This is a genomic window from Candidatus Accumulibacter sp. ACC005 (assembly GCF_907163215.1).
Classification (GTDB): Bacteria; Pseudomonadota; Gammaproteobacteria; order Burkholderiales; family Rhodocyclaceae; genus Accumulibacter; species Accumulibacter regalis.
Map to the genome: position 1 here is coordinate 146,580 of NZ_CAJQUB010000009.1, position 22,435 is coordinate 169,014.

The following is a 22,435-nucleotide window of genomic DNA, read 5'->3' on the forward strand; positions in this document are numbered from 1 at the left end:
ACAAAAGCGAACCTCTGAAGAACTGCCTATTTTCAGTCACTTGCAGCCGGAAAACTTTTTCCTGTTCGAGTTTTCCGGATTTTCCGGATTTTCCGGATTTTCCGGTTAGTCAGGTTGTGGCGGACTCCACCCTTTTAGGGCCACCCTCAAGATATTGTCGGCGGTGATGGTTATGCCTCGCGCTGTCACCATCTTGTCGTCGCGTTTCAGTCGGGCGGCAACCTCACTTGCTATCTTCTCTTTGCTCGGTCGCCTGTTGGCGGCCAACTCGCGCAGCCAAATATCATCAAAGTATTCGCGGGCGCGCGTTATCCATGGTTGGGTTTTCTTCTGATTTTTCTCGTCGCCCGTTACCTTTGGTGCGGCCTTCTCTGCCGCTCCAGAAAGGGGCGTGTCGCCCTGTCCCTGCGGCGTGGTATTTGTCTTCTGCGCCATCGCGGCTACTGCCCGTCGAAAAGCATCCGGTACGCTGAACGCATTAACACCTGCGCGCAGGGTGTCGACGAACAGCAAGAGCTGACAGGGAGTACAAGGGAAAAGAAGGGGAGACGTATCGTTGTCACGGAGCATGGGAAGTTGCCACCCTCTGGGCGCAGAAATGAGTGCTTGCTCATCCCATTTCACAAAACGGGCACCGGATTCCTCTATGACATAGTGCGAATACTTGCCAAATCCAACACCGGTAAGCTCGATCCAATCCGCTACTTGCAGACAAGGAGCGCCCGCTAGTTCGATGCACCTTTCGTCCGACACTTTGATACCACGCTTCCCTCGCGGGTACAAGGAAGCAAGAACTGCCGGTCCCATCTGCTCGTGATAGCTGGCGGGCTCCAATTCATCCCATGCGGAAACATCGTTTTCCTCGTACATCCTCGTCTCTGGTTTTTCGCCAACAACGGGGGGAGTAATAGCGGCCAGTGGGAGCCCCTCGAAGCCCTCCATAATTATCTCTCGCGTTTCTGGCGGGGCGATTAAAGGCGAAAATTTTAGTGTCAGGTCGCCGGGACGCGCGTGAAGCACGGTAAAGCGCGTAGGCGAATAGCATCGGCGGAATTCCCGCTCGAATTCATCGCGCCAGAGGAAAACTCCGACATGCAGCAGCCTTGTCGACTCGGCCAGCCAAATCGGGCGAGTTAGCTTTTTGTCATCGCTCATAGCATTTAGTCTACTGGCGAGCCCTTCCAACTGGTCGTCAACAACATCCCACTCGCTAGGCAAGACTTGAGAATATCCCCCGTCCGCCAGCAGTTGATAGGCATATACTCCCTCAAAGCGGTTCATTGAATCAGCGTGTGCGAGCGATTTTGCAACCACATCGGGCGACATCCACCTACCGGTCACGAGCGGAATAGCGCGCACCGGAATAGCTTCACGGCCACAAATGAAAACTACAACGCTGGTATTTATCGCTCCAAAATGAACGGGCTTGGGCCGAGTTTTACTTTCACCCGATACGGTCAGTACGGAGTCTGTGGTCGGTCGATTCTCAGTCGCCACATCATTGGGTTCAATCCATCCGCGCTCGTCAATCCAGCCAACGCGAGATATTGAAAACTCGTCACCTCGCTCACGAGCCCATTTGTTCAGACTGCTGAGCGTCGTATAGATGCACAGTGCGTGCGTCATATTCAGGTCGACGTCGGTTGAACTAGGGCCGCTCAAGACCTCGCTATATGTGCCATCGTCATTGGCTCGCTGGATAACGGCGTCGAACGTCCCTGGCCTACCGTCTTGGTCCGTGACTACTAGTTTTCCCTCTCGCGCGTCGCCTACGACCCACTCCAGTAGCTTGCGGAATTTCCCTTTATAGGTGGGCTTGTGAAATGGGGTGTCTCCAGCAGTCGCGGCCGCCCGAGCTACTGCATCGGCGATGGCTACGAGCGGCAACACGTCAAGATTCGGGGCGGATAGTCTCAGCTCGTACTGCATTTCGCGTTCCTTCTTTGCGCTCCTCCATATAGGGTGCCGCGCCAGCCGGGGAAGGTGCCGGTTTTCTCCCCGTCGGGATAGGCGCGGCAAACTCGGTCAGGCTGGGTGTTCTTCCCGTCGAGCCACGGCCAGACGCAGACCCGCCGCGGACAGGACGGCCAGCAGCGTTTCAAGTGTCGGGTTCCCCTTGGGAGACAGCGCGCGGTAAAGGCTTTCACGGCGCAGGCCGGCGCGTTCTGCTACCTCCTCCATGCCTTGCGCTTGGGCGACATGGCGCAGGGCGCGCAGCAGGCATTGGCGCCCGCCGGGTTCATCGGCCTCTTCCAGCGCAGCAGCCAGGTATTCATCGGCAAAAGCCGGATCTTCGCGGAGCAGTTCCACCATTGCGTCATCGTGGGGGCGGGCGGCTTTCATTGTGCGTTCCTCATTTTCCAGTCTTGCCAGTAGCGGACAGCGGTTGCGATGTCGGCTTGCTGCCGGCGCTTGTCGCCACCGATCAGCAGTAACAGCACTCGGCGGCCGGCCTGAGCGTAATACACCCGGTAGCCGGGGCCGTGGTCTATCTTCAGTTCCCATACTCCATCGCTCAGCGGCTTGTGGTCGCCGAAGTTGCCAGCGGCCATGCGCTGCACCCGGACGGCCACCCTTGCGCGTGCCTGCCTGTCTGCTAGGTCTGCGAGCCATTCTTTGAACGGGTCGCGGCCGTCTGCCATCTGGTAGTCGAGAAGGTCGAACATAAGTGTGTAACGTAGATGTTACACAAGTTTCGCAGGCGTCACAAACCCCGTCAAGCCGCGATTCGTGCCACCGGCGCGCGTTCCTTGGCGCGCTCGCCAGCAGTCCATAAGTCGCGTTGCGCCTGCAGCCGTAGCCAGTAGCCGGGCGAGGTACCCAAGGCTTCGTGCAAGCGCAGGTCCATGTCGGCGGTAATGGCGGCGTGGCCGTGCAGGATGCGAGACAGCATGACGCGGCTGATGCCCACGTGTGCAGCGAACGCAGTCACGCTCATGTCGAGGTCGTCCAGCCAGCCGGCGAGCAGGTCGCCGGGGGGCGCGGGGTTGTGCATGTCCATGTGTCGGGCCTCAGTGATAGTCGAGATAGTCGAGCAGCTCCACGTCCGTTCCGTCGAACCGGAAAACCAGCCGCCAATTCGCCTGAACCGTCATCGCATGAAAGCCGGCGAGCTTGCCGGACAGGCCATGCAGACGCCAGGAAGGGCGGGCCAGGTCGTCAGGCGCGGCGGCGGCGTGCAGGGCGGCCAGCATTTCCCGTAGGCCCTTGGCGTGAATCGGCTGTATGCCGGCTTGCGTGCCAGAGCGGAAGAACGCTTCCAGCCCTTTGTGGCGGAACGAAGTAATCATAGTCTGTATATCGCTGCTTTACAATTTGTTCCGCACGACACGCAAACCCGCGTCGGATTCGCCGGGCTGCTCGATACCCGCTTCAGTCAGAATCCAGGCCTCGATCTTCGTGTGCCACATGCGCAGCAGGTCGAGCGGGCGAACGCGGTAATGCTTCTCGGCAGTCGCGCTCGGCGCGTGTCCCATGATTTGCGCCGAGACGCCGGCGGGGCATTCTACCCATTCCGCCAGCGTACCGAACGAGCGGCGCAGGCCGTGAATGGTGACGTTTGGGAGGCCCGCGGCAATCAGTGCTTTGTTGTGCTGGATGCGCGGCTCTTGCAGCCTGCCAGACGCTGCGGCAGGGCTTGAGAATACCCATTCATTGCGGCGGGGTAGGGCGGCCAGCAGCGAAGCGACAAAGGGCGTCAGCGGAATCGTGCGATTGCCTTGCACCTTGTCGCCGATGGTCAGGGATTTCCACTGGAAATCGACATCTTGCCACCGGATGCCGGCCACTTCCTCCCGGCGCGCTCCCGTCAGCAACGCCGTTTGCAGATAGGCGGCAATGACAGGGTTCTGTATCTGGCGCACCGTGGCGAACCACGACGGCAACTGCTCGCGCTGCAAGCAATCATCCTTGGCAATCTTCTTCGGCAGCTCGTTTTTCGCCATACGACTGCCGCAGGCGTCCACGTGCGCCTGATCGCGGTACTCGGGGCGATCGCTGCACCAGTTCAGGAAGGCACGCAGCAGACGGAAAGCAAGCGCAGCTTGTGTCGGTCGTTTGGCTGCCTCGTCTTTCAGCCAGGCGCGCACGCAGTCGGCGGTTATCTGTTCCAGGGGGCGATCCAGCAGGGCCAGAAGTGCGCCGGGCATCGTCGTGTCGCCCTCGCCGGGCCGGCGGCCTCGGGTCTTGGGTTTCCCGCCGGGATCAACAAGGCGCTGATGATCAAGCAAGGTGCGCTCACCCCACTTCGGCGCACGTGCCACGAGGTATGCTTGCCAGCCTTCAAAGGCAGGTGCCTCGATTCGCTGCGCCTCGACTCGTTTGGCTTCGTCCTCGGCGCGCTTGGCGTCAGCGGCCGCGATTCGGTCGGCCTTCTCTTGGCGCGGGTCTATTCCCTGGTCGATCAGCGTTTGCAGTCGGCGGGCTTCGTCGCGGGCGGCGGCTAGCGTCCACGTCCTCGGGTCGCCAATCGTCAGCCGGACGGTGGCACCAGACTCAAGCCGGCTTTGCAGAACGTAGCGTTTTGAACCTCCGGCAGACGCCTTCAGGCCAAGTCCGCTTGCGCTGGCGTCCCACAGAAACGCGGCCGGCTTACTTTCCTCGCAGCGGAAAGCCGCGACTCTGCCAGCAGTGAAGTTCACCTTGTTGTCGTTCATGTCTGCCCCCGTTGTCAGCCTGCCAGTTGATTCTGGTAAGCACACAGTAAGCAGATTATAGGCATGTGCTTCAACGTCGTGCAACGTCTAATTTCGCCAACGTGTTGAAACAACGCGTATTTAGCAGTGTTCGGGCACTCGGTTCAACGTAGAAAAACGCTATTTTTTGCGAACTGTTAATCCGTAGGTCCCTGGTTCGAGCCCAGGTCGGGGAGCCAGAAAATTCAAGCACTTAGCCCATTCTTCGGAGTGGGCTTTTTGCGTTCTGGGAGGGCTTCCGGGCCTATACCGACCTGGGGGTGGGTCGGCGGTGTGGGGCAGGGGGGTTGCGCAAGGGAAGGGCTCGGGGGCGGTGGGGCTATGTGCGTGTGCTGCTGGGTGGGTCCGTGGTGGCACCTCTCGGCTGGTCGGCGTTCTGGCGGCGCCGTTGCCGGTTGATGAGCATCGATCTGCCGTCGAGTGTGACCTCATGCCAATCGATTGACTTCGGGCAGCTCGGCCCTACAATCTCGATTGCGACCGTCATCCCAGCGTTTCAATCCAACAAGGTCTATCTGCCACCAACCGCCAGCGGTCGAGCCGGCGTCTTCGGGATGGCAGATAGACGCTCTTCGTTAGCAATTCTAAACCATGATCCGTGACGATCTTAGTAACAAGCTCATCCATTTCACAAGAGGGCCGACCCGAGAAGCTGCGGCACAAATTTTCATGAAGATAGTAAAGGAGGGTAAGCTGCGCGGTGGTACCGGATGCATTAGAGACGGTTGGCGCTGCGTCTGCTTTACGGAAGCTCCAATAGCAAAGCTATCGGCCATTCTTGCAAGCCCTGGCGCGCACGGCAGCAGATATGAGCCATACGGTGTCATGGTGGATAAGACTTGGTTATTTCAGCAAGGCGGACGCCCTGTGATTTACCAGGCTCACGACGAATACGATCTGCTCCCAGAAGAACTTAAATATCGCCATGTGCGTTACGAGCCTCACGAACGTGTTGACTTCAGCTGGGAGCGTGAATGGCGGATTAGGGCCAACGAACTGATTCTCGACCCAAATGAAGTTACGCTAGTTGTTCCACAGCGGGTGATCAAAGACGTCCTAATTGATAGCAGGTACTCGGATATCGCCAACCAGCACGCAGCCAGCGGCTCAATGCCTGAAATTGCCTTGAGCCCATATCCATGGCACTTCATAGTCCTCAGTGACTTGGGGGTGCCCATTGAGTCTCTATAGGGAACCAACCTGTCGTTCAGCACGCGGGTAGAGTAGAGAACAGGTGTACGCCTGCCCTCCCTCATCAAACCGTGCATGCAGTTGTTCCCGCACCCGGTTTTCCGATGCGCTTCACGCCACGACATGCGCTAAGTTCCAACCCGTCCAAGTAGGACATTGTACCGCCCGTGACCCCGGTAAAGATGAGCACCGGGAAACAGCCGAAAGCGAGTTCCTCGGTTCTTCACCTTATGGCGCGTCATAAAGTGGGTTCGAAACCGGTCTTCGGCCAAGCAAAAGATGCCATCGAGATTTATAATTTTGGAACTCTGGCGGGATCGCAGCAATGCACTCTAAACTCGAAATCTGGCTGGCCTCCTGAGAAGCCGCTACTCCTCAATCATGTCGAGAGATGATTTTTCTAAGCCCACGATTGAGCGGCTGCGGCAGCGCGTGGCGTGGAAGTGTTCGAACCCCTCCTGCCAAGCGTCGACGGTTGCCTCCGGGAGCGGGGATGAAAAGGTCGTCATACTTGGTGTTGCCGCACACATTCACGCTGCTGCACCGGGTGGGCCGCGGTATGTGCCAGAGATGCTGCCGGTCGAGCGGAAAGCTATTACCAACGGTATCTGGCTTTGTCAGAACTGCTCTCGGCTAATAGATGTCGACGTTGAAAACTACCCGCCAGAACTGCTGCGCACTTGGCGGGCAGAGGCAGAGAGGCGTAGCTATGCTGCACTTGGGAAGCCGCTGGATGGCTTAGTCGAATGCACCACCTCGCCCACAGAAAATGAGGTTGGAAAAGTCCTGGTAATGGCCGCCCAACTGCTTGAGATCGGAAGAAAGGTTTGGCGAGCCCCGTCCTTGGTAGCCCGATTGAGTCTCGAAGAACTTGTGGGAGAGGAAAGTAAATCGAAACCATTTGGAATGCGAGAGCTTACTGCGAGCTTAGATGAAGGTGAAACGCTACTTCTAATGGGGGCGGGGGGACTTGGCAAGACAACGCTGGCCCTAGAAGCTGCTGGTCTTTGTCTCGATCGCGGTAGGCGTATTCCTGTGTTTGTCGATACACCGCTGTGGGCCGACTCGGGGGTAACTCTTTTCAGGTATCTGGCGTCGCTTCCCGCCGCTGAAGCGTTGGAAATTTCGGTCAAAGAGCTCTCGCGACTCGCCGAAGCGGGCCGATTGGTTCTCTTCTTGAACGGTTGGAATGAGATTGAAGTATCTAGAAAAAGGGCATGTTTGAATTTTCTGATGCAGCAGATATTGGCAACCGAACAACTGTCTTTTGTGATTACGTCGCGTTTTTCTGTGGCTTCCGGCAACTTGTTGCCAAGTATGAAGTGTATTCACGTATCCGGCCTAACTTGGGATGGTCAGGTATCAGTTGTTCGGGCCGAGTTGGAAAGCAACCAGGCGGAGAGCTTAATTCATCGAATGGCAAGGGATTCGACTCTACGCTATTCCGCTCGGAGTCCATTAATCCTGCAAGGTGTCATCGCCCAGACAAAGCTTGGTACTGCTGAGCTTTCCAGCGACTTCGATCTGCTCGGAGCCTGCGTGCAGTGGATTGAAGACGATGGACGAAGCAAGGTTGCTTTATCCGCATTGCCCGTTGAAGGCCACCAGTTGGTCTACCTAGAGCAAATCGCATGTGAGATGACACGCAGGGTGGCGACGCGCTGCTCACGAGCGGTTGCCTTGGCCGCTGTTCATGCTGCCGCAATTCAGCTTCAAGAAAAGCACTTGATTGGCTCGGTGCCGTCACCTCAGGCTGTTCTTGAGGTATTGAGCAATTATCATCTCTTACATGTTGACTCAGGCGTCTATCGTTTTGCGCACCAGCGATTCCAGGAGTATTACGCGGCCACGCGTTTGTTACGTGAATGTCTTGACGAACGCAGTGGGGCGCACACTTTGTGTGAGGCTGATAACCTGCCTGCTTGGGAGCCTTCGTTAAAGCTAGTGGCCGCTTCATTAAGAGGGGCGCATGTTCTACCGGCAGCCCGCGTCAAGCTTGTCTCGACAGCGGCACACGTGGATTTAGGTTTAGCATGCGACTTTGCCGGCGAGTGTGGGTTCAGTGCGCGGGACAACGCCGATTTGTACGCGGAACTTGTCCGCCGGGTGAGCGAATTCTTTTCATCGGAATTCGATAGCGTCAAAAACCTTGGAGTTGCTTACCAGAAGGCAACCAGATTTCAAGTATTCGCAAAGTTTTTGTGGCCTCTCATAGAGAGCGAGGATGCTCAGGTTCGGCTTCGCACCTATCGTCTGGACGGTCGCTGTATCTCGCTCTGTCAGCTCGGTGAAGGTGCCCGGCAAAGACTAAAGGCATGGCCCTTAGAGCGACGGGTCGAGTTCGTATTTGAGTCCTCGAATAATCCAGATAATTTCGATTTATTGATCGACTTGGCGCAGCAGGAATCAGAGCCAACTGTCCGAGCGGCCGCAATTTGCTCACTTCTCTGGGATTTCCCTGCCTTTGAGGGTTCTCAGCTTGCTTGGCTAAATTCCCCGAAGAATGTTCAGACAGACCCTCAACTGTTGAGTCATATCGTCGGTTTTGTTGAGGACGGATACGCCGACTGTGCAGTCCGGGAACGGCTTGTGGACCTCGCAAATAGCGGTTGCTTGGCTGACGGTTCGAAAGCACGACTTGCGATAGCGTGTCCGGAAGAATTTGGCCCTATCGGGCTTGATGCGGTTTTCAAGACCTTGGAGGCTAGCGGTGGATCTTATGACGAGTCAATGCGCCTTGATCTTGCGCGAGCTTTAGCGCCCGTTCGACTGCTGGAGGTTGCCAGCGATCGGGCTATGGATAAAGCTTGGGTTCCCGATTGGGTAGGCAATGAATTGCAAAGGGCTGATAACGAATGGAAATCAGAAGTCTTCGAACGAGCGTGGGATGTAATTGTCAAGCAGCGGTTGACCCACCTTAATCCGCAAACGCTTGGTCCTCTGGCGAACGAATGGCAGATGAAGCGAGGATTGGAAAAATGGCTGAAAGATAGTGAACGGCAGCAAACGAACTATGAAAAATGCAGTTACGAAGCACACCTCCTGGTCGAGCGGTTGTTACTGAATGGACGAAATGAGATTCTTATGGACATCATCTCCAAGCGAGTGGAAGGCGCTTCGGCTGAACAGCGTGTTCTCTTGCTGAAGCTGGTGCTCGGTGCAATTGAACGCGATGACCAGAAAACGCGTTCCAGAAACGGTTGGGTACCGTCGCGCGAAAGTTTCGACTGCTTGGTTTCCGTGCTTTCTGAAAAGTCACCTTCGTCAGCTGAAGTACATTCCGAAGTTCTTGTATTCCTAGCGTCTATTGCCAGCTACGTTGCTCCGGAAGAGTTCGACGATCTAGTGCATTCGGCTTGGACATCCGCTCTTGATGTCTGGGTTGCGTATCGAGCCCAGATGGATGACTGGGCCAAACGAGGGAGAGCGCATTCACCTAGACCAAAAAGCCCGCAGACGAGCCACATTCTGACAGCAGCGGCAGTGAGGCGCGGGGTTCATGGACTACGAGGATTGTTCCGACTTTTGACGCACCCAGCTGCGGAGGAACATGTACTGGATGCGATCTGCCGTGTGTCCTCTGAATCTTGGCCGGGCGACCGAGAAAAGCTCTCTTTTGACCGCTTGGACTGCATCGTCGAGGGAGAGTTACGCCGTCAGAAGGGGTGTGTTTTTCGACGGTTCGATCAGTCAGTTCAGCCACTCATCGACGAGGCAGCTAGCTTGGTAGGGGAGATTCTCAGTAACCGAGTGGATACATGTTTTCAGCAGAGCATTGGTGGAGAAACGTTTAATGCTGAAGACGCCGCCTATCGAATTGGCCAACTGTCACAGAGTGTAGTTAAGATCCCGAGTGAGTATATTATTGAACCAATATGCAAAGCAATTCGAAGCGGTCTGCTAAATTCTTTCGGACTGATAAACTTGCTAGAAGGGTTGCTTCGATACGGATACAGAATTGAGGATGGCCTATTGGTTGCCTCGCTCGAAACGCAATATGGGAAAATTGCAGCCTCTCCGTGGCTAGACAAATCAAAGTGCCACACTCTAGCAGGGTTGTGTAGATATTTTTTGCTAGCAGTACCTCCCAACGTTCTTGGGCGATCTGTCGACGATTGCCTCGCTCAATGGCGTAGATGGATGCCTCCGACGAATATAGCTGCCTCACTCGGAAGTGCGCGTTCCGTTGCTGCGTGGGAGGTGCTGGTGACGGCTGAGGAATTTTTTACAGACGAAGATGGCGCCAGTAACGAGGCCTATTTTTTGGCTCTGATCGATACACTCTCGGTAAGTAAGCTGAAGGATTTCTGCGAGCGAATTAGAAATGGATGGCTTTTCAAATGGAATGGTTATCCGTGGATGTGGGTCGATAAGCGACGAGCATCATCAATCGCTTCTATTTTGATACAGCAAGCTGGTGCAGTCGAGGATTTTGTTGATGCCTGTTGGCAGGCGGCGATGTCTGAAGCCGACGAGCTTGCAGGGTACGTTCTTCTTCACGTCGATGGAGCGGAAAAAGTACGCGAAGCCTATCTACGCAAGGCCCTAAGAATTGGTCGCCCCGCATTTCCCATGCTGAAGGAGCTTTTTACCTTAAGGACACCACTTGGGGATTCGCAATTTGAGGTTTCTCCACAAGCAAACAACGATTTGCGCCTCGATCTTTATGTGGTCGCACGCGATGATTCGCCAATCGCCAAGCAGTGTAAAGATATGTTGGCTGAACTGGAGTGCGATCGGCGGGAGGATGGTCGCCCGGACGACGAAATACGCCATCCGAATCTAAGAGACGGAGTGCCGTGGACTAGTGTCTTGACGACAATCGCGCCTTCCTAAATAATTGCCTCGGCAGACATTAGGCGTAGCAACATCCCAGGGACGGAATGCTGTTTCCCTATCCTTAGCACCAGCGAGTAGCGTTGGCAGCTGACGTCTCTTGATCTCACTCCCCTGACCCCGTCAGTCGAAAGGCGCGCGGGGTTTTCTGCGTCTGGACTACGAAAAACTGACGTCTGCATGTTCCGCCAAAGCCACAATGCCATAAATCCCATCCAGCAGTGATCCAATCCCAATCCCAATCAATCCCCAACCCAGGAGCCGCCCATGAATCGAGCCCGAACCGCAATCACCATCACCGCATCACTCGCCATACTCGCCGCCGCCGCGACCCACCAATACCGCCAATCCTCCGCCGCCGAGCATCACCAAACCGATCTCCAATCCAAGCTGCACACGGTCGAGCAAACCCTGTCGGCGACCAAGCAGGACCTCCTCGGCTACACCACTTTCACGCAATACCTGCAGATCACCAAGAAAGCGATCTCAGGCCGGGCAAAATTCCTCGCGGCCACAATCGATCGCAGCTACGTCCATGTCGAGCACATCAATCGGTCGGCGCTGGGGATCAACTCGGATGCCACCATCATCCTGAACTACGCGGTTGAGTACTCCGTCGGCTACGACCTAAGCCCAGAGAGTTTCGCTGTCGCTGCGGACGCCACCGGCATCACCGTGACCTTGAAGAAGCCGGAGCTCGTGTCGTTGCCGGCCATCGGTGCTATTTCGCATGAGATCCCCGGCAAGGGGCTGCTGATTGATGAGAAAGAGCAAGTGATCGCCCTGTGCGAGCGCAAGCTCGGCGAGTTCCTGCGCGACTTCCTGGCAAAGCAGCCGAATGTTCGTGCCGCCCCGATGATCACGTTCGCGTAGGGTTTGGAGCGGCCAGGCGGACCAGTAAATCCTGAGCCCGAGCGCCAACGGCCGGATCGTATTGAGAGCAGCCACTCAGATTTTTCAGGCCACTGGCAGCGATCGACCCAAAGGCGACGGTCGTCTTGGATCGGAGCGGACGTTCACGTTCAACGTCTGAATTCACTGGTGCTGCGCTCGTTTATCGCGCCGCGTCCGCCGGTGGAGTGATGGGATACCTGGTACGTTCCAAGCAAATGTCTTTTCACTGGAGCACTACGGCTACATTAGTTCGAACGGGGAAAGGACTCCAGCGAGTACGCCCCGACGCTCCTCAACCAACCATAGTGTTTGACTGTTCGGAAGGTCCACGGCTGCTAGAACGCTTTCGACATCTTCATTCCATCCGACGACCTTTGCATCTACCAGCGTTAGCCCCTCTTGAGAAGCAATTGCAATGGAGGTGCCGAGTAGTTTCTTCCATTGCTGACCGGAATTCAGATACTTTACCATAGAAATCTCGGACAAGAGTTTCCACCTTTCCTGATAAATGGGCAGAAATGAAAACGAGTGCATAAGCATCAACTGACGAGCATGCGCTACAGGCTGCCAAAGTTCCACTGAAACAGGAGATTTGACCATAAAGTCAGCTACTTTTCTTCTTGGCACTTCTTGCTCCTTCATGAGCGCTTCCTCAATTCCGATTGCGAGTTCAATTGCCGCCAAGGTTGCGTGGCGCGCATAAACGCCTGTATGCATCGCGTCGTTTCTTGCTCTCCTTACGGTCGCGTACAGTGCGTCGAAGCGAGTGAAGCTAACGGGAAAATCATTCGATAGATCGTTCAGTACGACCGAATTAATTGCGAGCTCACGCAGTTTGGGCTCGTATCTTCCCATGTCCTCCTTATTTCCTAGCAGCCGAAGCCCAATTGCCTCAATTGCGAAGCAGATTGCGCCGAAACCTTCTGCGTCGGCGAGCGCTAGGTAGCGCGCCGCTCGTAGTTGATCGCGGTAGTGCAAGCGCTCATGTCTTTGGAGTGTTGGATGGTCTGGCATCGAGGTCAAATCGGTATCAATGCGTCTAAGTGTAACCGATAACCCCCCCTGCGTTCTTGCCTAAGCTCGAAGGCTATGCAAAGGCGATCGCAGCGGATTGCCGGTGACGATTTGCTTTCACGGCCGCGGCGTGAGCTCTTGGAGCCGGCTGGCCGGGTGCTAGACGGCCCGCTACAGCACATCGACCAGATAGTCGTAGGGTTCGATGTCGTCCAGGCGGCAGGTGCCGATCAGACGGAAATCGCGGAAATCGGCGACAGACCGCGGTTACCGTACACATGGTTGCCATCGCAATGGCCGCTTCGGTCGTTTGCCAACTGGTGCTATCGACCCGGAGCGGAAGCTGGCAATATCGGAAAGCGGTCACTCAGGAACGTTTGAATTATCCGGCTGGCGCGGCTATATCGGGCAGCTACCAGCCGCATGACGAATTGAGCGACATAGTGCTTACGGCGGGTCTCGTCGCAAATTATTTGAAGCGTAGTTATTCTGAGGTGTCTTGATAGGGAAAAGAAATAGGCACCTCAAATTGGATACGGCTGAGCGAAGTCTGCGAATTCGTTGACTCGCCTTGCGATCCGATCCCGACGGCGCCCATGAATATACCAATACCACCCTTGGTTTCTGTACCCCGTTCAAGGGTTATAGCAACATCAAACTTTACAAGGTGTATAGATTGCTTCTGGGCTGAAAGTACACAGCCATTTGGAACAGATAGGGCGCCGCCGCCAGTCCCTTGTAGCAACAAAAGTGGGTTTACCTGGCCTTCCCTAGAAGCATTGGCTACAAGTTGCGCATCTTTGACACCGCTAATTATTTCGGTGAGAGCCGTCGTGACAAATGTTCTGAGTTGCATGATAAGAGATCTCAGTAATGTTTTCTTGGTGACTTGGTCAAATACAAAGCCTGCCGCAGCACCCCAGTGTCGGCTATTGAGAAGAGACCTGAATGGCTAGTCTTGGTCGATAGTTCTGCTTCATGACAAATGGAATCAAATAGTCCTTTCACGACCCGATGCGAAGAATTGAGGATTTGGAGAAGCGGACGCCCAAACAAACGGATCAGATCGTGGCTTTTCACAACTTATCTTTATTTGTTATGCATCGATGATTCCATGATTTACCAAATACGTGAATCCATCATCTGTGACTATATATTTTCCAATGCTATTGATCGAGACCAACCCTTCTGACTTTGCTTGACTCAGGTAGCGCTCCAGTTTAAGGCGGTGCATGTCAGTGAAGTTCAATATCTGCGAAACACTCAATGCAGGGTAATGACTCTTCTCAAATGCTTGCGCGACAGTTGTCATTGCAGCTTTAAGTCCGTCCGCTGTCCTATCTGGCTTTGCACCATGTAACGGCTTGAACGGGCTTGACCCAATTGCAGGTTTTTCGAATAGAGGAGCATTAAGGAGTGTCCTCAAGAGTTCATCAAGCGAATACTCCACTTCAGAATCATTAGAAAAATTTACATATAGCTTAGATTTAAGAAATGTGGGGAGAACCGGCCCTGATGATTGCCTCACTACTGGGATAATCTTGTTGCCGTCAATTCTCTCAAGAAGTGAAGCGGTTACGATCATCTTTTCGTACCCAACCCCGCCCTTGCCAGCGTTAGCTTTGGTCACATAAGTTTCTGAGCAAACAATTATGGCATAGTCGCACCTTGCCAGTTCAGTTTCCATGAAGTGAGGAAGATCATCACCCGGCTTTAAGTCCCACTGATCAAGAACTGCGTCTACCCCCCGATTCCGGAGTGTCGTGGCAAATTCTAACACCCAGCCTTTATGTTCTGCGGAGTCGTGTGAATATGATATAAATACTCTAGGTGGCGTCATTTCGAAACAGTCCTAATTGCGATCGCGCTATATTGCATAAGGAATAGTGAGTATCTGCTGCCGCAGAAGCGCCCTGCTCAATCTCTGGCGGTTCGCGGCAGAAAAACCTCGCCTGACTAAAGTGCCCCGACAACCGCCCGATGGGGAATAAACAAAGGCATATGCGATTTTGATATAACGCGAAACCAGGGAGGCATTGTGCATGCCTTGAGAAGTATTTCACCGCGACGAGCAGGAGTCACCTGGCAACACACGCGCTCGGCCGGTTGGTCCGCGGCCTTTGATAATAAGCACCAGCGCGTAGCGATTTAGCTCAAATGCGTTGGCTAAAGATAATTTAGCGGCATAACTCTGGCGTCTGCTCCCAAACTCGTCGTGGCTCGGAATCCTGCAAGCGTTACCGTACCTAGCATTGCGCCGTATCCATAGGGATTATATATAGTGTTAAAAAATTGTGAAAACCCGCACTTCCCGGTGCTAGGTGGATAGCATACACCCAGAGCGGTTCAATGACTGCTTTCCGCCGACTTCCCCACCGTCTCTTCCTGGCCGGCTGCCGACCGACGCCATCCTGCGCCCACCGGCTGCTTCGCGCCACGTAGCGGCCGGTCAGACAAGAAAGTCAGATGCGCCGCCGAATGACTGCTTATGGCTGATCGCTCCAATTCAATGTCGGCTTCTAAGAGAAATCGCGACCGTGTGCTCCTGGCCGTAACCCGATCCGTGCCGATCAGCTTTGAGGGTGCTATTGCTATTCTCTCCGCCCAAAATCCACACGGTGGCGCAACCCCGATGGCTGACAGCTCTCACGCGGTTGACGACAGCACCATCTTGATACGTTTCAAGCCACCGTCGACGGTTTCCGCTAACTTGGCCACGCTTGGATCGTCGAAGGGCCGTTCTACCGTCCATTCGCAGAAAGAAGCCATGAGCGCTGCCCGTTCGACGGAGAGTCGTGAGTCGGCCAGACCAGATTCGATAATGGGGATGAGCGCTGCGGCGGCCCTGAGGCGGTTGATTTCCGGGGTTGAGGGCGGTGGCTTTTTGGACATTTCATCATTTTAGCGAGGAGCAACGCCCTCGGCTACGGTGTGCCCATCATCAACCATCACACTCGTTTCCGTCATCGCTCCGCCGAACGAGGTTCTTGGGCTACCCGGCTCAGAGCCCTTCGTCGGGCGCGCTCGGGTTGCGGCTGAGGCTACGCCTGCGCGTCAAGGCAAGGATTTCCAGGAGACATGCTTCAACCGCATCCCGATTTCTCGAAGCCCGACACTTCCGGCGTGCGCGTTCTTCCAGCTGCCTGACGCGCTCCCTCGTGACGCCAAGTTCATCGCCAACTTCCTGCAACGTGGCTACGTTGCCATCCAGCCCGAGGCGGCGGGACAGGACAAGGAAGTCGCGGTTTCCAGTCCGGAGGCCCTGAAAGCAGGTGCTCACCGCGTCGACCACTCCGTCGCACGCTTCAGCGACGGCGTGTTCCCGGAAGTGTCCGATCTCCTCTGCGCTCGCACCGAGTCGTTCGAGCACGACGCTGAGTCGAGTGTCCTCTCCATACACCGCGGCCAACAAACCGTTCACCGCGGTCACTCGCTGCCGTAGATTGGCCGCCATCGCCCTTGGGTCCTTGTCACCTTGGTTGTGCAACGCATGGCGTTGATCAGCCGCACTGGAATCACCCCGTCTATCGGTTCGTTTTTGTGCTCGCCGCAGACCGCATCGAATGCCGGCGCGGAGTGGGTGCCACGCATGACGATTGTAGTGGGCGACAGAGCGTCGTCAAGACGTGTTGCTCCGTGAGGCTGGAGCCCTGCCAGGTCCTCCCATCGCCAACCTTTCCGATTGCCCGGTCGACTGGAACGACTCGCAGCAGCGCGCGGCGAAGAAGGGTGTTTCGATCGACAGGGTGCCGGATACTCAGGCCTACAGCGAAGACAACCGAGCACCGCCGGTATGACGAATATGCAAGCGGCTGGCCGCCACCAGGAGCCCCGGTTTCTCGGCCGTGGCGGCGGCCTCCGGGTAGAACAGTAAGGTTTCCTCCAGCCGCTGGAGAAAGCGCTTCTTGAAGTCCAGCAAGCCGCGTGGGGTATCGCTGTAGTCGGCGCCGAATTGCCGCTTCAACGACTGCCAGGGGATGAGGGCACTGGAGTGACGGGTGACGCGCAGGACAAAGATGCGGTAGACCAGCCAGGAGTAGATGTCCATCGCCAGCGGCGACTGGGAGAGCGCGTGCAGCACACGCATGTCGATTGGCACCGGCGACTCGGTGATGTTGCGAAAGAACGCCCCCGATAGCTTGAGGGTGCTCTTCCAGCGCCTCTGGTCGTCAGGCCGTTCGGGATCCCAGAAGAAAAAAGCCTCGTCGGCGATCGCCATGCTTTGCAGACAAAACCGCCCCTGTTTTTGAAAGACGATCGATAGCACCGAAGAAAACAGCTTCATGGACTGCTCGCGGAGCCGCTGCCCATCGCGGCCATCGGTTCGCATGCCGAGTTTGTGCAGGAACTCTTTCTGGCTTCTTCCGAGGTCCAGCCGCGGGCACTTCGTCTTCACGGCTTCGGTGCAGATCCATGCCAGAACAAGCCGGGGAACCGTGCCGAAGGGCAGGCCGATTTTCGGGTCGGCGATAATCGAAAGAGACACGGCACCGCTCGTCCGCTCGAAGGATGACACGCCGGGGTCGGTGTGCGGCAAGGTGGTCTGAACCAGCGCCTGGCCCATGAACGCGAGCGACTCGGCATCGACCTCGACATCGCTAATCTCGGAAGCGATGGACATCAGCTTGTCGGCGCGCGCGACCCTGGTCACGGGAATGCCGCATCCCGGGATGCCGGACGGAACGTAAGGCCGCCGGGATGGAATCGCGAGAAGGGGGGATTGGGGGCTGGTTCGCATGCCGTCACTGTTGCACCCTGCCGCTCCTCGGTGCAGGCGAAAAGCGTCCAGAAAAGTGGCTTTTCGGACGCAAGGAGCGGGAAGACGTCAGGTCGCGAAGGGCTATGGGCCGCGGAGCTACGGTGCGCGGCAGCCTGTATCGCCGTGGAATCGGACGATTCGAAATCCACAGTCGAGATCCCGGGTGGTGACGGTGCGTTTGGTGGTCGCTGACGCTGATCGTTTGCCGCTCGTGGGTCCTACGCGCAGCGAGACGTCTTGCGCGGTGGTGGCGTGAAGGCTTCTCAGGCAGCACGCTGCACGGTGACCGTTTCACACCCTGCAAAACCCTGTCGCGGTGAGGTACCGATCTGGCTATCCCCGCCTGATTGCCACGACCGTGGTTTTTCTCCTGGTAGGCCGCTTTTCGCTTTTGTTGCCCTTTTCGACCTCGATTCCGCTGCACGTCACTCGGCGCGTGGGTTCTTCTGCGGCTCGAACGGCGCGGCGCCACGTAGTTATCCACAGGCGCGACCGCCCTTTACTTGTAAATTACTTTAATTTACTTGTTAACTACTTGTAGACCCCCCTCAAAGCCTTGCCACGCAAGGCCTGTAGCCGAGGTCGTGAGACAGGTTTCACGTCGTTATGAGACAGGTTTCACGTTAACTGAGACAGGTTTCACGTGGATAACTTTTCCCCTCCTCTGGAAGCCCCTTGTAGCCTGGGTTTGCGGCGAATGGCGTTTGAGACAGGTTTCACGTGGATAACTTCTCCGAAGGGCGATTTCTGTGGATAACTTTTTCCGAAAAGCGGTCCGAAAGGACGCTTTTCGGGGACTTGCATTTTTTCAGCCATCCGTAGAATCGTTCTGGATAGCGTCTCGATCGGCGCCGCTCGCGGTGGAGCGGGACGTTGCAGGGCGCTCATTACGGAGGAGAAGAACATGCGCAACGAACAAACCGGACTGATCACATCACTGGCGTCGCATTGCTGGCGCCTCTTGAGTCTTCGTGGCGACTGGAAATCCATGCCGGACTCGGCAGGCTTTGTCTGGCTGGCTATGGGCGCGACACTTCTTGGCGGCCTGACGGAACAGCTCGTCAGGGGCCGGTCGCTGGACGTAGCCGTCCTCAGCGCCGTGGTCTGGCTGGGATTCATTCTCGCCGTGTCCAGACACGGCAGGATTTTCAATCGTCGGTTTGCCGGCGCTCTCGCCCTGCTGTCGATTGGAATCGAGGGCCTGCTGGTGCTCACGATCTGGATTCCAGCGGCCGAATGGCCGGTAGCGATCTGGGCCGGCGTTGCCGTCATGCACCTGCTTTTCCAGGCGAACGATGCGGGCGCGGCGGCAGGGCGCTGACGCCGGTTAGCATCGAGCGCCGCTTGCCTTCGATGAAAACGCCGGTCATCGACCTCAGTGCAATGATGCGCACAGGATCGGGCGGCCAGTTCCCTGAGCCGCGGCTTGTCAGGGATGACTGCGACGCCGATCGCCGGCCCGACCTGGATCAGTCCATCGCCTTCGCCGCGCCGACGATCCAGCCCGACCAGACGATCGATCCTGCGAAGCGGGTCACGGCACACGCCCAAACGCGCGACAGAAGAAAGCGTGCCGGCCATCCGTCGGCGCCATCGTGGAGGCGCGCATGATGGTCGTCTCCTCGCCCTACGACTTCGAGGTCCCGTGGCGCCCCAATTTTGAAGCCAAAATGGCGCTTGTCTGGGCGCTCGCGTCGGCCCTGATCATCGCCTTCTCCCGGGCGGTTCCGTTGTTCTCCCAGTTCTCGGCGCTGCTTGCCGTCGGATGTGCCCTGGCCGCGGCCTGCCGCGGTTACCAGGCCTACCAGCGGCTGCTCGATGCCTCGCGTCTGCGCTCGTTCGGCAAGGCGTTCATTGATCTCGGGGAACTCGAAAAGAAGGCCCTTCAGGCCGCTCAACGGCAGGCGCTCTGGCTGGGAACAGGGTTTCCCTGGACCGACATCGAGGCAAGCAAGCTGCATACCCTCATTTCACTCGGCGTCGTCAGGACGCTCGGAAAAGCGGCCCAACAGACCGAAGGCGCGTACTGGGTCCATGGCCTTGCTCCCGAAGACGATCTCTATTCGGAACTCGCCCACCTGGTCGGGCACACCCTGATCGTCGGCACGACCCGTGTCGGCAAGACACGCCTGTTCGATCTGCTCATCGCCCAGGCGATCTTCCGGGGCGAGACAGTGATCATCATCGATCCGAAGGGCGATCACGCGCTGGCCAGGAATGCCCGCGCCGCGTGTGACGCCAGCGGGGCAGGGGAGCGCTTCGTGTATTTTCATCCGGCGCATCCCGACCGGTCGGCGTGCATCGATCCCTTGCGCAACTGGAACCGCAAGACCGAGCTGGCCAGCCGCGTGGCGGCGTTGATCCCCTCGGAAACCGGCGCCGACCCGTTCACGGCCTTCGGCTGGAAAGTGCTCAACGACATCACCAACGGCATGATCGCCACCGGCCATCGGCCCAATCTGGTGCAGCTGCGACGGTATGTCGAAGGCGGACCCGAGAGCCTCTTGCAGCGGGCGTTGAAAGTTCACTTCACCCGCCAGGTGAAGGACTGGGAAAGCCGGGCCGCGTCCCATATCCGGCGCTACAAGGATCGGCTGCTGGAAGCCTACATCGCCTTCTACCGGGAGATCGCCATCCATGAAGCGCAGTCCGTGGATCTCGATGGCTTGATCTCGACCTACGAGCACAATCGCGAGCACTTCCAGAAAATGGTGGCGTCCCTGATCCCGATTCTCTCGATGCTCACCAGTGAGCCCCTGCAGGCGCTTCTGTCACCGGACTTCGAGCCGGGCCACGAGCGGCTGGTGACCGACATGTCGAAGATCATCCACGGCAACAAGGTGGTCTACATCGGTCTGGATTCGCTGGCCGACTCGACGGTGGGCAGCGCCATCGGCTCCATCCTGCTGGCCGATCTCGCCGCTGTGGCGGGCGACCGCTACAACTACGGGATTGATTCGCTGACGCCGGTCAATCTCTTCATCGACGAAGCCGCCGAGGTCCTCAACCAGCCGGCCATTCAACTCATGAACAAGGGCGGCGGCGCGGATTTCCGGGTGACCATCGCCACGCAGACCTTTGCCGACTTTGCCAGCCGACTTGGCGACGAAAACAAGGCACGCCAGGTGCTCGCCAACACCAACAACAAGATCGCCCTGCGCGTTCTGGATTCCGAAACGCAGAAATACCTGGCCGAAGGCATGCCGCAGATCAAGGTGCGTTCGATGGCCCTGCGCTACGGACACAATGTCGATAGCCACGTGCAGGACAACTACACCGCGTCTTATCAGGAACAGATCATGGAGGCGGAGGCAGAATTTTTTCCGGCGGCGATGCTGGGTGAACTGCCACCACTGCATTTCATCGCTCGGCTTTCTGGCGGCCGGACGCTCAAGGGACGGTTTCCCATCCTCCTGACGCAGCCATGAGGCCTGCGCGCACCGACAACGCCTGGAGTACCTTCGTCGCCGTCGCACTGTTTCTGCTCATGGCGGCCACCTGGGCGTTCATTCCGCCGACGGCGATCCGCAATGCCTGGATCGCCGAACGGGCGGAGGTCTACGCGATTGCTGGCAAGGGTGAGAGCGATGTCTACGGTCGTACCCTGGACGATATGGAAAAATCGCTGGCGTCGGATTTTCGCAAGCTTCATCATCGACGCTCAATCGACAGGGCAGGGACCCTTTGGGAGTTCCGACCTCAGCGCTTGGGCGCAGGGCCGGATCGTCGCGACCTGGTTGTGGATCGGCCTGGTCGCCTACCGCTACAAGTGTTGATGGGATGGCTGGTACCAGGCATTCCCTTGGTGATGGCGGCCTACAGCGACGGCCAGCTCGTGCGGGAAATCCGGAAGTATTCCTTCGTGGCCCAGAGCCCGATCCGACACAGCCTCGGGGTGCGCGTGCTCTGGGCCGTTCTGGTGGGGCTTGCCGTCTGGATGATCGTGCCGTTGCCGATGCCCTCGTTGCTGCCACCCTTGTTGATCGTCTCGATCTCGTACGCGCTGTGGCTGTGGGTGAGTAATTTGCAGAAGCGGCTTTGAGGCGATTGCCTGCGGGACAGGTCAGCTTCGTCAGGGGCGGTACGGCTCGCACAAGGGGCGTGCGTGACGGTTCCTCGTGACCCAGCAAGACGTTTCGGCGCAGCGCCAAATGTCCTATGCTTCTCACTTGATGAGAAAAGAACAGCAACTACCCACTGGCGCCGCCACCATTCGGCGCAACCTCTGCCAGGAGGGCCTGCCGAGCTCGGCCATACGGTGGCCGCCCACACCTCTCGGCACCGTCGGTTTCGCTCCGACTGCCTCCACAAGATGTCGGCAGGCGTCTGCAACATGAACAACAGCGCAGATGCCACGTAATTCGCTTACGGCGTGCAGGCCAAGCCGGCGACTTCGCGGTCTCGCCGGCGCTTGATATGAACGGCAGCGATTTGCCCCGTTCATGGCTATTGCCACCCGTGGTGGACGCCACCGCTGCTGGAAATGATGAACATGGTCTTACCCGGACGATCCGCGCCGCGCGCCGGCAGAGAAGGGATGCCGCCAGCTTTCAGAGTCCCGCGCCTACTGCGCGCGATCAACTGCGCCTGTTCTTAAAGCGACAAAAACAGACATCAACGCGACGGCGAAATGCGTCGGGGAAGCCTTGCTCAGACAGAGACACGTTCTGTCTTTATTGCGCAATTTTGGCCTCGGTCCACGAGTTCTATGGCGCGCGCAACGTCGACCCGTACGACGCCTGCCGGTGGTGACCCTCGCCGGGAAGTCGACAACCACAGCAGCGGAGCATCAGCGGCGGTTGAACAGTCTTTGCCCGTGGTGGGTATCCAGAGACCCAGAGAGGGACAAACGGGGCCGCGCCCCACGGCCATTCGTCCGGCAGACCGAGGATGGGCAATCGCTGGCTGCTGTAATGGTCACGCAAAGGGCATGTTCGGCATCCACTTCCTCGGCTTCAATTCGGGCGTGCTCAAGGGAATGGGAACTGATCGTGCGGCGGGCAAGCGACGTCGACGCTGGTGTGGTCATCGACAGGAGGATCCATTC

At 57.2% G+C, this 22,435-nt stretch carries 20 protein-coding genes and 2 pseudogenes; 8 read left to right on the forward strand and 14 right to left on the reverse strand.

Annotated features, from left to right (window positions below):
* Positions 1-105: 105 nt before the first annotated feature.
* From QZ613_RS11590 to QZ613_RS21155, 6 genes are all read right to left on the reverse strand, one after another.
* Entirely contained in the window at positions 106-1,929 is a 1,824-nt protein-coding gene (locus QZ613_RS11590; protein WP_291982569.1) for a hypothetical protein, read from the reverse strand.
* Between the two features lie 96 nt (positions 1,930-2,025).
* On the reverse strand, positions 2,026-2,343 hold the full coding sequence (locus QZ613_RS11595) for an addiction module antidote protein (protein ID WP_169066655.1): 318 nt from the start codon (positions 2,341-2,343) through the stop codon (positions 2,026-2,028).
* A complete protein-coding gene (locus QZ613_RS11600; protein WP_169066656.1) occupies positions 2,340-2,666 on the reverse strand; it encodes a type II toxin-antitoxin system RelE/ParE family toxin in 327 nt (108 codons plus the stop codon). The genes QZ613_RS11595 and QZ613_RS11600 overlap by 4 nt, the downstream gene beginning before the upstream one ends.
* Before the next feature lie 50 nt (positions 2,667-2,716).
* Positions 2,717-3,001: a HigA family addiction module antitoxin gene (locus QZ613_RS11605; protein WP_291982575.1), complete on the reverse strand. Its 285-nt coding sequence runs from the start codon at positions 2,999-3,001 to the stop codon at positions 2,717-2,719.
* A 10-nt stretch (positions 3,002-3,011) separates the two neighbouring features.
* A complete protein-coding gene (locus QZ613_RS11610) occupies positions 3,012-3,290 on the reverse strand; it encodes a type II toxin-antitoxin system RelE/ParE family toxin (protein WP_291982577.1) in 279 nt (92 codons plus the stop codon).
* Positions 3,291-3,308: 18 nt separating this feature from the next.
* On the reverse strand, positions 3,309-3,965 hold the full coding sequence (locus QZ613_RS21155; RefSeq protein ID WP_366144462.1) for a site-specific integrase: 657 nt from the start codon (positions 3,963-3,965) through the stop codon (positions 3,309-3,311).
* Between QZ613_RS21155 and QZ613_RS21160 the strand changes: the two genes are divergently transcribed.
* Positions 3,966-4,445, forward strand: a complete 480-nt coding sequence (locus QZ613_RS21160; protein WP_366144463.1) for a hypothetical protein — start codon at positions 3,966-3,968, stop codon at positions 4,443-4,445.
* Here the strand turns inward: QZ613_RS21160 and QZ613_RS21165 are convergent.
* A pseudogene (locus tag QZ613_RS21165) lies at positions 4,428-4,655 on the reverse strand (preprotein translocase); the annotation flags it as partial. The gene QZ613_RS21160 and the pseudogene QZ613_RS21165 sit on opposite strands and share 18 nt — an antisense overlap.
* 630 nt (positions 4,656-5,285) lie before the next feature.
* Between QZ613_RS21165 and QZ613_RS11620 the strand changes: the two are divergent.
* The 3 genes from QZ613_RS11620 (at position 5,286) to QZ613_RS11630 (ending at position 11,594) form a co-directional block, all read left to right on the forward strand.
* Positions 5,286-5,885 carry a hypothetical protein gene (locus QZ613_RS11620; protein WP_291982581.1) on the forward strand — a complete coding sequence of 200 codons (600 nt, stop codon included), beginning with the start codon at positions 5,286-5,288 and terminating at the stop codon, positions 5,883-5,885.
* Between the two features lie 381 nt (positions 5,886-6,266).
* Positions 6,267-10,721 carry a hypothetical protein gene (locus QZ613_RS11625; protein ID WP_291982583.1) on the forward strand — a complete coding sequence of 1,485 codons (4,455 nt, stop codon included), beginning with the start codon at positions 6,267-6,269 and terminating at the stop codon, positions 10,719-10,721.
* 267 nt (positions 10,722-10,988) lie between these two features.
* Complete coding sequence (locus QZ613_RS11630) at positions 10,989-11,594, forward strand: hypothetical protein (protein WP_291982585.1); 606 nt, start codon at positions 10,989-10,991, stop codon at positions 11,592-11,594.
* A 261-nt stretch (positions 11,595-11,855) separates the two neighbouring features.
* Here the strand turns inward: QZ613_RS11630 and QZ613_RS11635 are convergent, their stop codons facing one another.
* The 7 genes and pseudogenes from QZ613_RS11635 to QZ613_RS11660 form a co-directional block, all read right to left on the reverse strand.
* The gene (locus tag QZ613_RS11635; RefSeq protein WP_291982586.1) at positions 11,856-12,470 is read right to left on the reverse strand and encodes a hypothetical protein; all 615 of its coding nucleotides are present in this window, start codon (positions 12,468-12,470) and stop codon (positions 11,856-11,858) included.
* 276 nt (positions 12,471-12,746) lie between these two features.
* A pseudogene (locus tag QZ613_RS11640) lies at positions 12,747-12,863 on the reverse strand (transposase domain-containing protein); the annotation flags it as partial.
* Positions 12,864-13,113: 250 nt separating this feature from the next.
* The gene (locus QZ613_RS11645) at positions 13,114-13,485 is read right to left on the reverse strand and encodes a hypothetical protein (protein WP_291982588.1); all 372 of its coding nucleotides are present in this window, start codon (positions 13,483-13,485) and stop codon (positions 13,114-13,116) included.
* A gap of 240 nt (positions 13,486-13,725) precedes the next feature.
* Positions 13,726-14,469 (reverse strand): toll/interleukin-1 receptor domain-containing protein, encoded by a 744-nt coding sequence (locus tag QZ613_RS11650; RefSeq protein WP_291982590.1) that lies wholly within the window; start codon positions 14,467-14,469, stop codon positions 13,726-13,728.
* Positions 14,470-15,275: 806 nt separating this feature from the next.
* Positions 15,276-15,521 (reverse strand): hypothetical protein, encoded by a 246-nt coding sequence (locus QZ613_RS11655; protein ID WP_291982592.1) that lies wholly within the window; start codon positions 15,519-15,521, stop codon positions 15,276-15,278.
* A gap of 109 nt (positions 15,522-15,630) precedes the next feature.
* Positions 15,631-16,083, reverse strand: coding sequence for a sigma factor-like helix-turn-helix DNA-binding protein (locus QZ613_RS21170; RefSeq protein WP_366144458.1), 453 nt, complete (start codon positions 16,081-16,083; stop codon positions 15,631-15,633).
* 309 nt (positions 16,084-16,392) lie between these two features.
* Positions 16,393-17,280, reverse strand: a complete 888-nt coding sequence (locus tag QZ613_RS11660; RefSeq protein ID WP_291982594.1) for a replication protein RepA — start codon at positions 17,278-17,280, stop codon at positions 16,393-16,395.
* Positions 17,281-18,292: 1,012 nt separating this feature from the next.
* Between QZ613_RS11660 and QZ613_RS11665 the strand changes: the two genes are divergently transcribed.
* The 4 genes from QZ613_RS11665 to QZ613_RS11680 are packed head-to-tail and all read left to right on the forward strand — an operon-like array spanning position 18,293 to position 21,430.
* The gene (locus tag QZ613_RS11665; RefSeq protein WP_291982596.1) at positions 18,293-18,709 is read left to right on the forward strand and encodes a hypothetical protein; all 417 of its coding nucleotides are present in this window, start codon (positions 18,293-18,295) and stop codon (positions 18,707-18,709) included.
* 23 nt (positions 18,710-18,732) lie between these two features.
* On the forward strand, positions 18,733-18,999 hold the full coding sequence (locus QZ613_RS11670; RefSeq protein ID WP_291982599.1) for a hypothetical protein: 267 nt from the start codon (positions 18,733-18,735) through the stop codon (positions 18,997-18,999).
* The gene (gene traD, locus QZ613_RS11675; protein ID WP_291982601.1) at positions 18,996-20,816 is read left to right on the forward strand and encodes a conjugative transfer system coupling protein TraD; all 1,821 of its coding nucleotides are present in this window, start codon (positions 18,996-18,998) and stop codon (positions 20,814-20,816) included. Before QZ613_RS11670 ends, traD begins: the two co-directional genes overlap by 4 nt.
* A gap of 59 nt (positions 20,817-20,875) precedes the next feature.
* Complete coding sequence (locus tag QZ613_RS11680) at positions 20,876-21,430, forward strand: hypothetical protein (protein WP_291982603.1); 555 nt, start codon at positions 20,876-20,878, stop codon at positions 21,428-21,430.
* Positions 21,431-22,435 lie beyond the last annotated feature (1,005 nt).

Bases quoted from the DNA above. Each gene is read 5' to 3' on its own strand.
- QZ613_RS11590 (WP_291982569.1), bottom strand. From the start codon at position 1,929: ATGCAGTACGAGCTGAGACTATCCGCCCCGAATCTTGACGTGTTGCCG.
- QZ613_RS11595 (WP_169066655.1), bottom strand. From the start codon at position 2,343: ATGAAAGCCGCCCGCCCCCACGATGACGCAATGGTGGAACTGCTCCGC.
- QZ613_RS11600 (WP_169066656.1), bottom strand. From the start codon at position 2,666: ATGTTCGACCTTCTCGACTACCAGATGGCAGACGGCCGCGACCCGTTC.
- QZ613_RS11605 (WP_291982575.1), bottom strand. From the start codon at position 3,001: ATGGACATGCACAACCCCGCGCCCCCCGGCGACCTGCTCGCCGGCTGG.
- QZ613_RS11610 (WP_291982577.1), bottom strand. From the start codon at position 3,290: ATGATTACTTCGTTCCGCCACAAAGGGCTGGAAGCGTTCTTCCGCTCT.
- QZ613_RS11620 (WP_291982581.1), top strand. From the start codon at position 5,286: ATGATCCGTGACGATCTTAGTAACAAGCTCATCCATTTCACAAGAGGG.
- QZ613_RS11625 (WP_291982583.1), top strand. From the start codon at position 6,267: ATGTCGAGAGATGATTTTTCTAAGCCCACGATTGAGCGGCTGCGGCAG.
- QZ613_RS11630 (WP_291982585.1), top strand. From the start codon at position 10,989: ATGAATCGAGCCCGAACCGCAATCACCATCACCGCATCACTCGCCATA.
- QZ613_RS11635 (WP_291982586.1), bottom strand. From the start codon at position 12,470: ATGGGAAGATACGAGCCCAAACTGCGTGAGCTCGCAATTAATTCGGTC.
- QZ613_RS11645 (WP_291982588.1), bottom strand. From the start codon at position 13,485: ATGCAACTCAGAACATTTGTCACGACGGCTCTCACCGAAATAATTAGC.
- QZ613_RS11650 (WP_291982590.1), bottom strand. From the start codon at position 14,469: ATGACGCCACCTAGAGTATTTATATCATATTCACACGACTCCGCAGAA.
- QZ613_RS11655 (WP_291982592.1), bottom strand. From the start codon at position 15,521: ATGTCCAAAAAGCCACCGCCCTCAACCCCGGAAATCAACCGCCTCAGG.
- QZ613_RS21170 (WP_366144458.1), bottom strand. From the start codon at position 16,083: ATGGCGGCCAATCTACGGCAGCGAGTGACCGCGGTGAACGGTTTGTTG.
- QZ613_RS11665 (WP_291982596.1), top strand. From the start codon at position 18,293: ATGCGCAACGAACAAACCGGACTGATCACATCACTGGCGTCGCATTGC.
- traD (WP_291982601.1), top strand. From the start codon at position 18,996: ATGATGGTCGTCTCCTCGCCCTACGACTTCGAGGTCCCGTGGCGCCCC.
- QZ613_RS11680 (WP_291982603.1), top strand. From the start codon at position 20,876: ATGGCGGCCACCTGGGCGTTCATTCCGCCGACGGCGATCCGCAATGCC.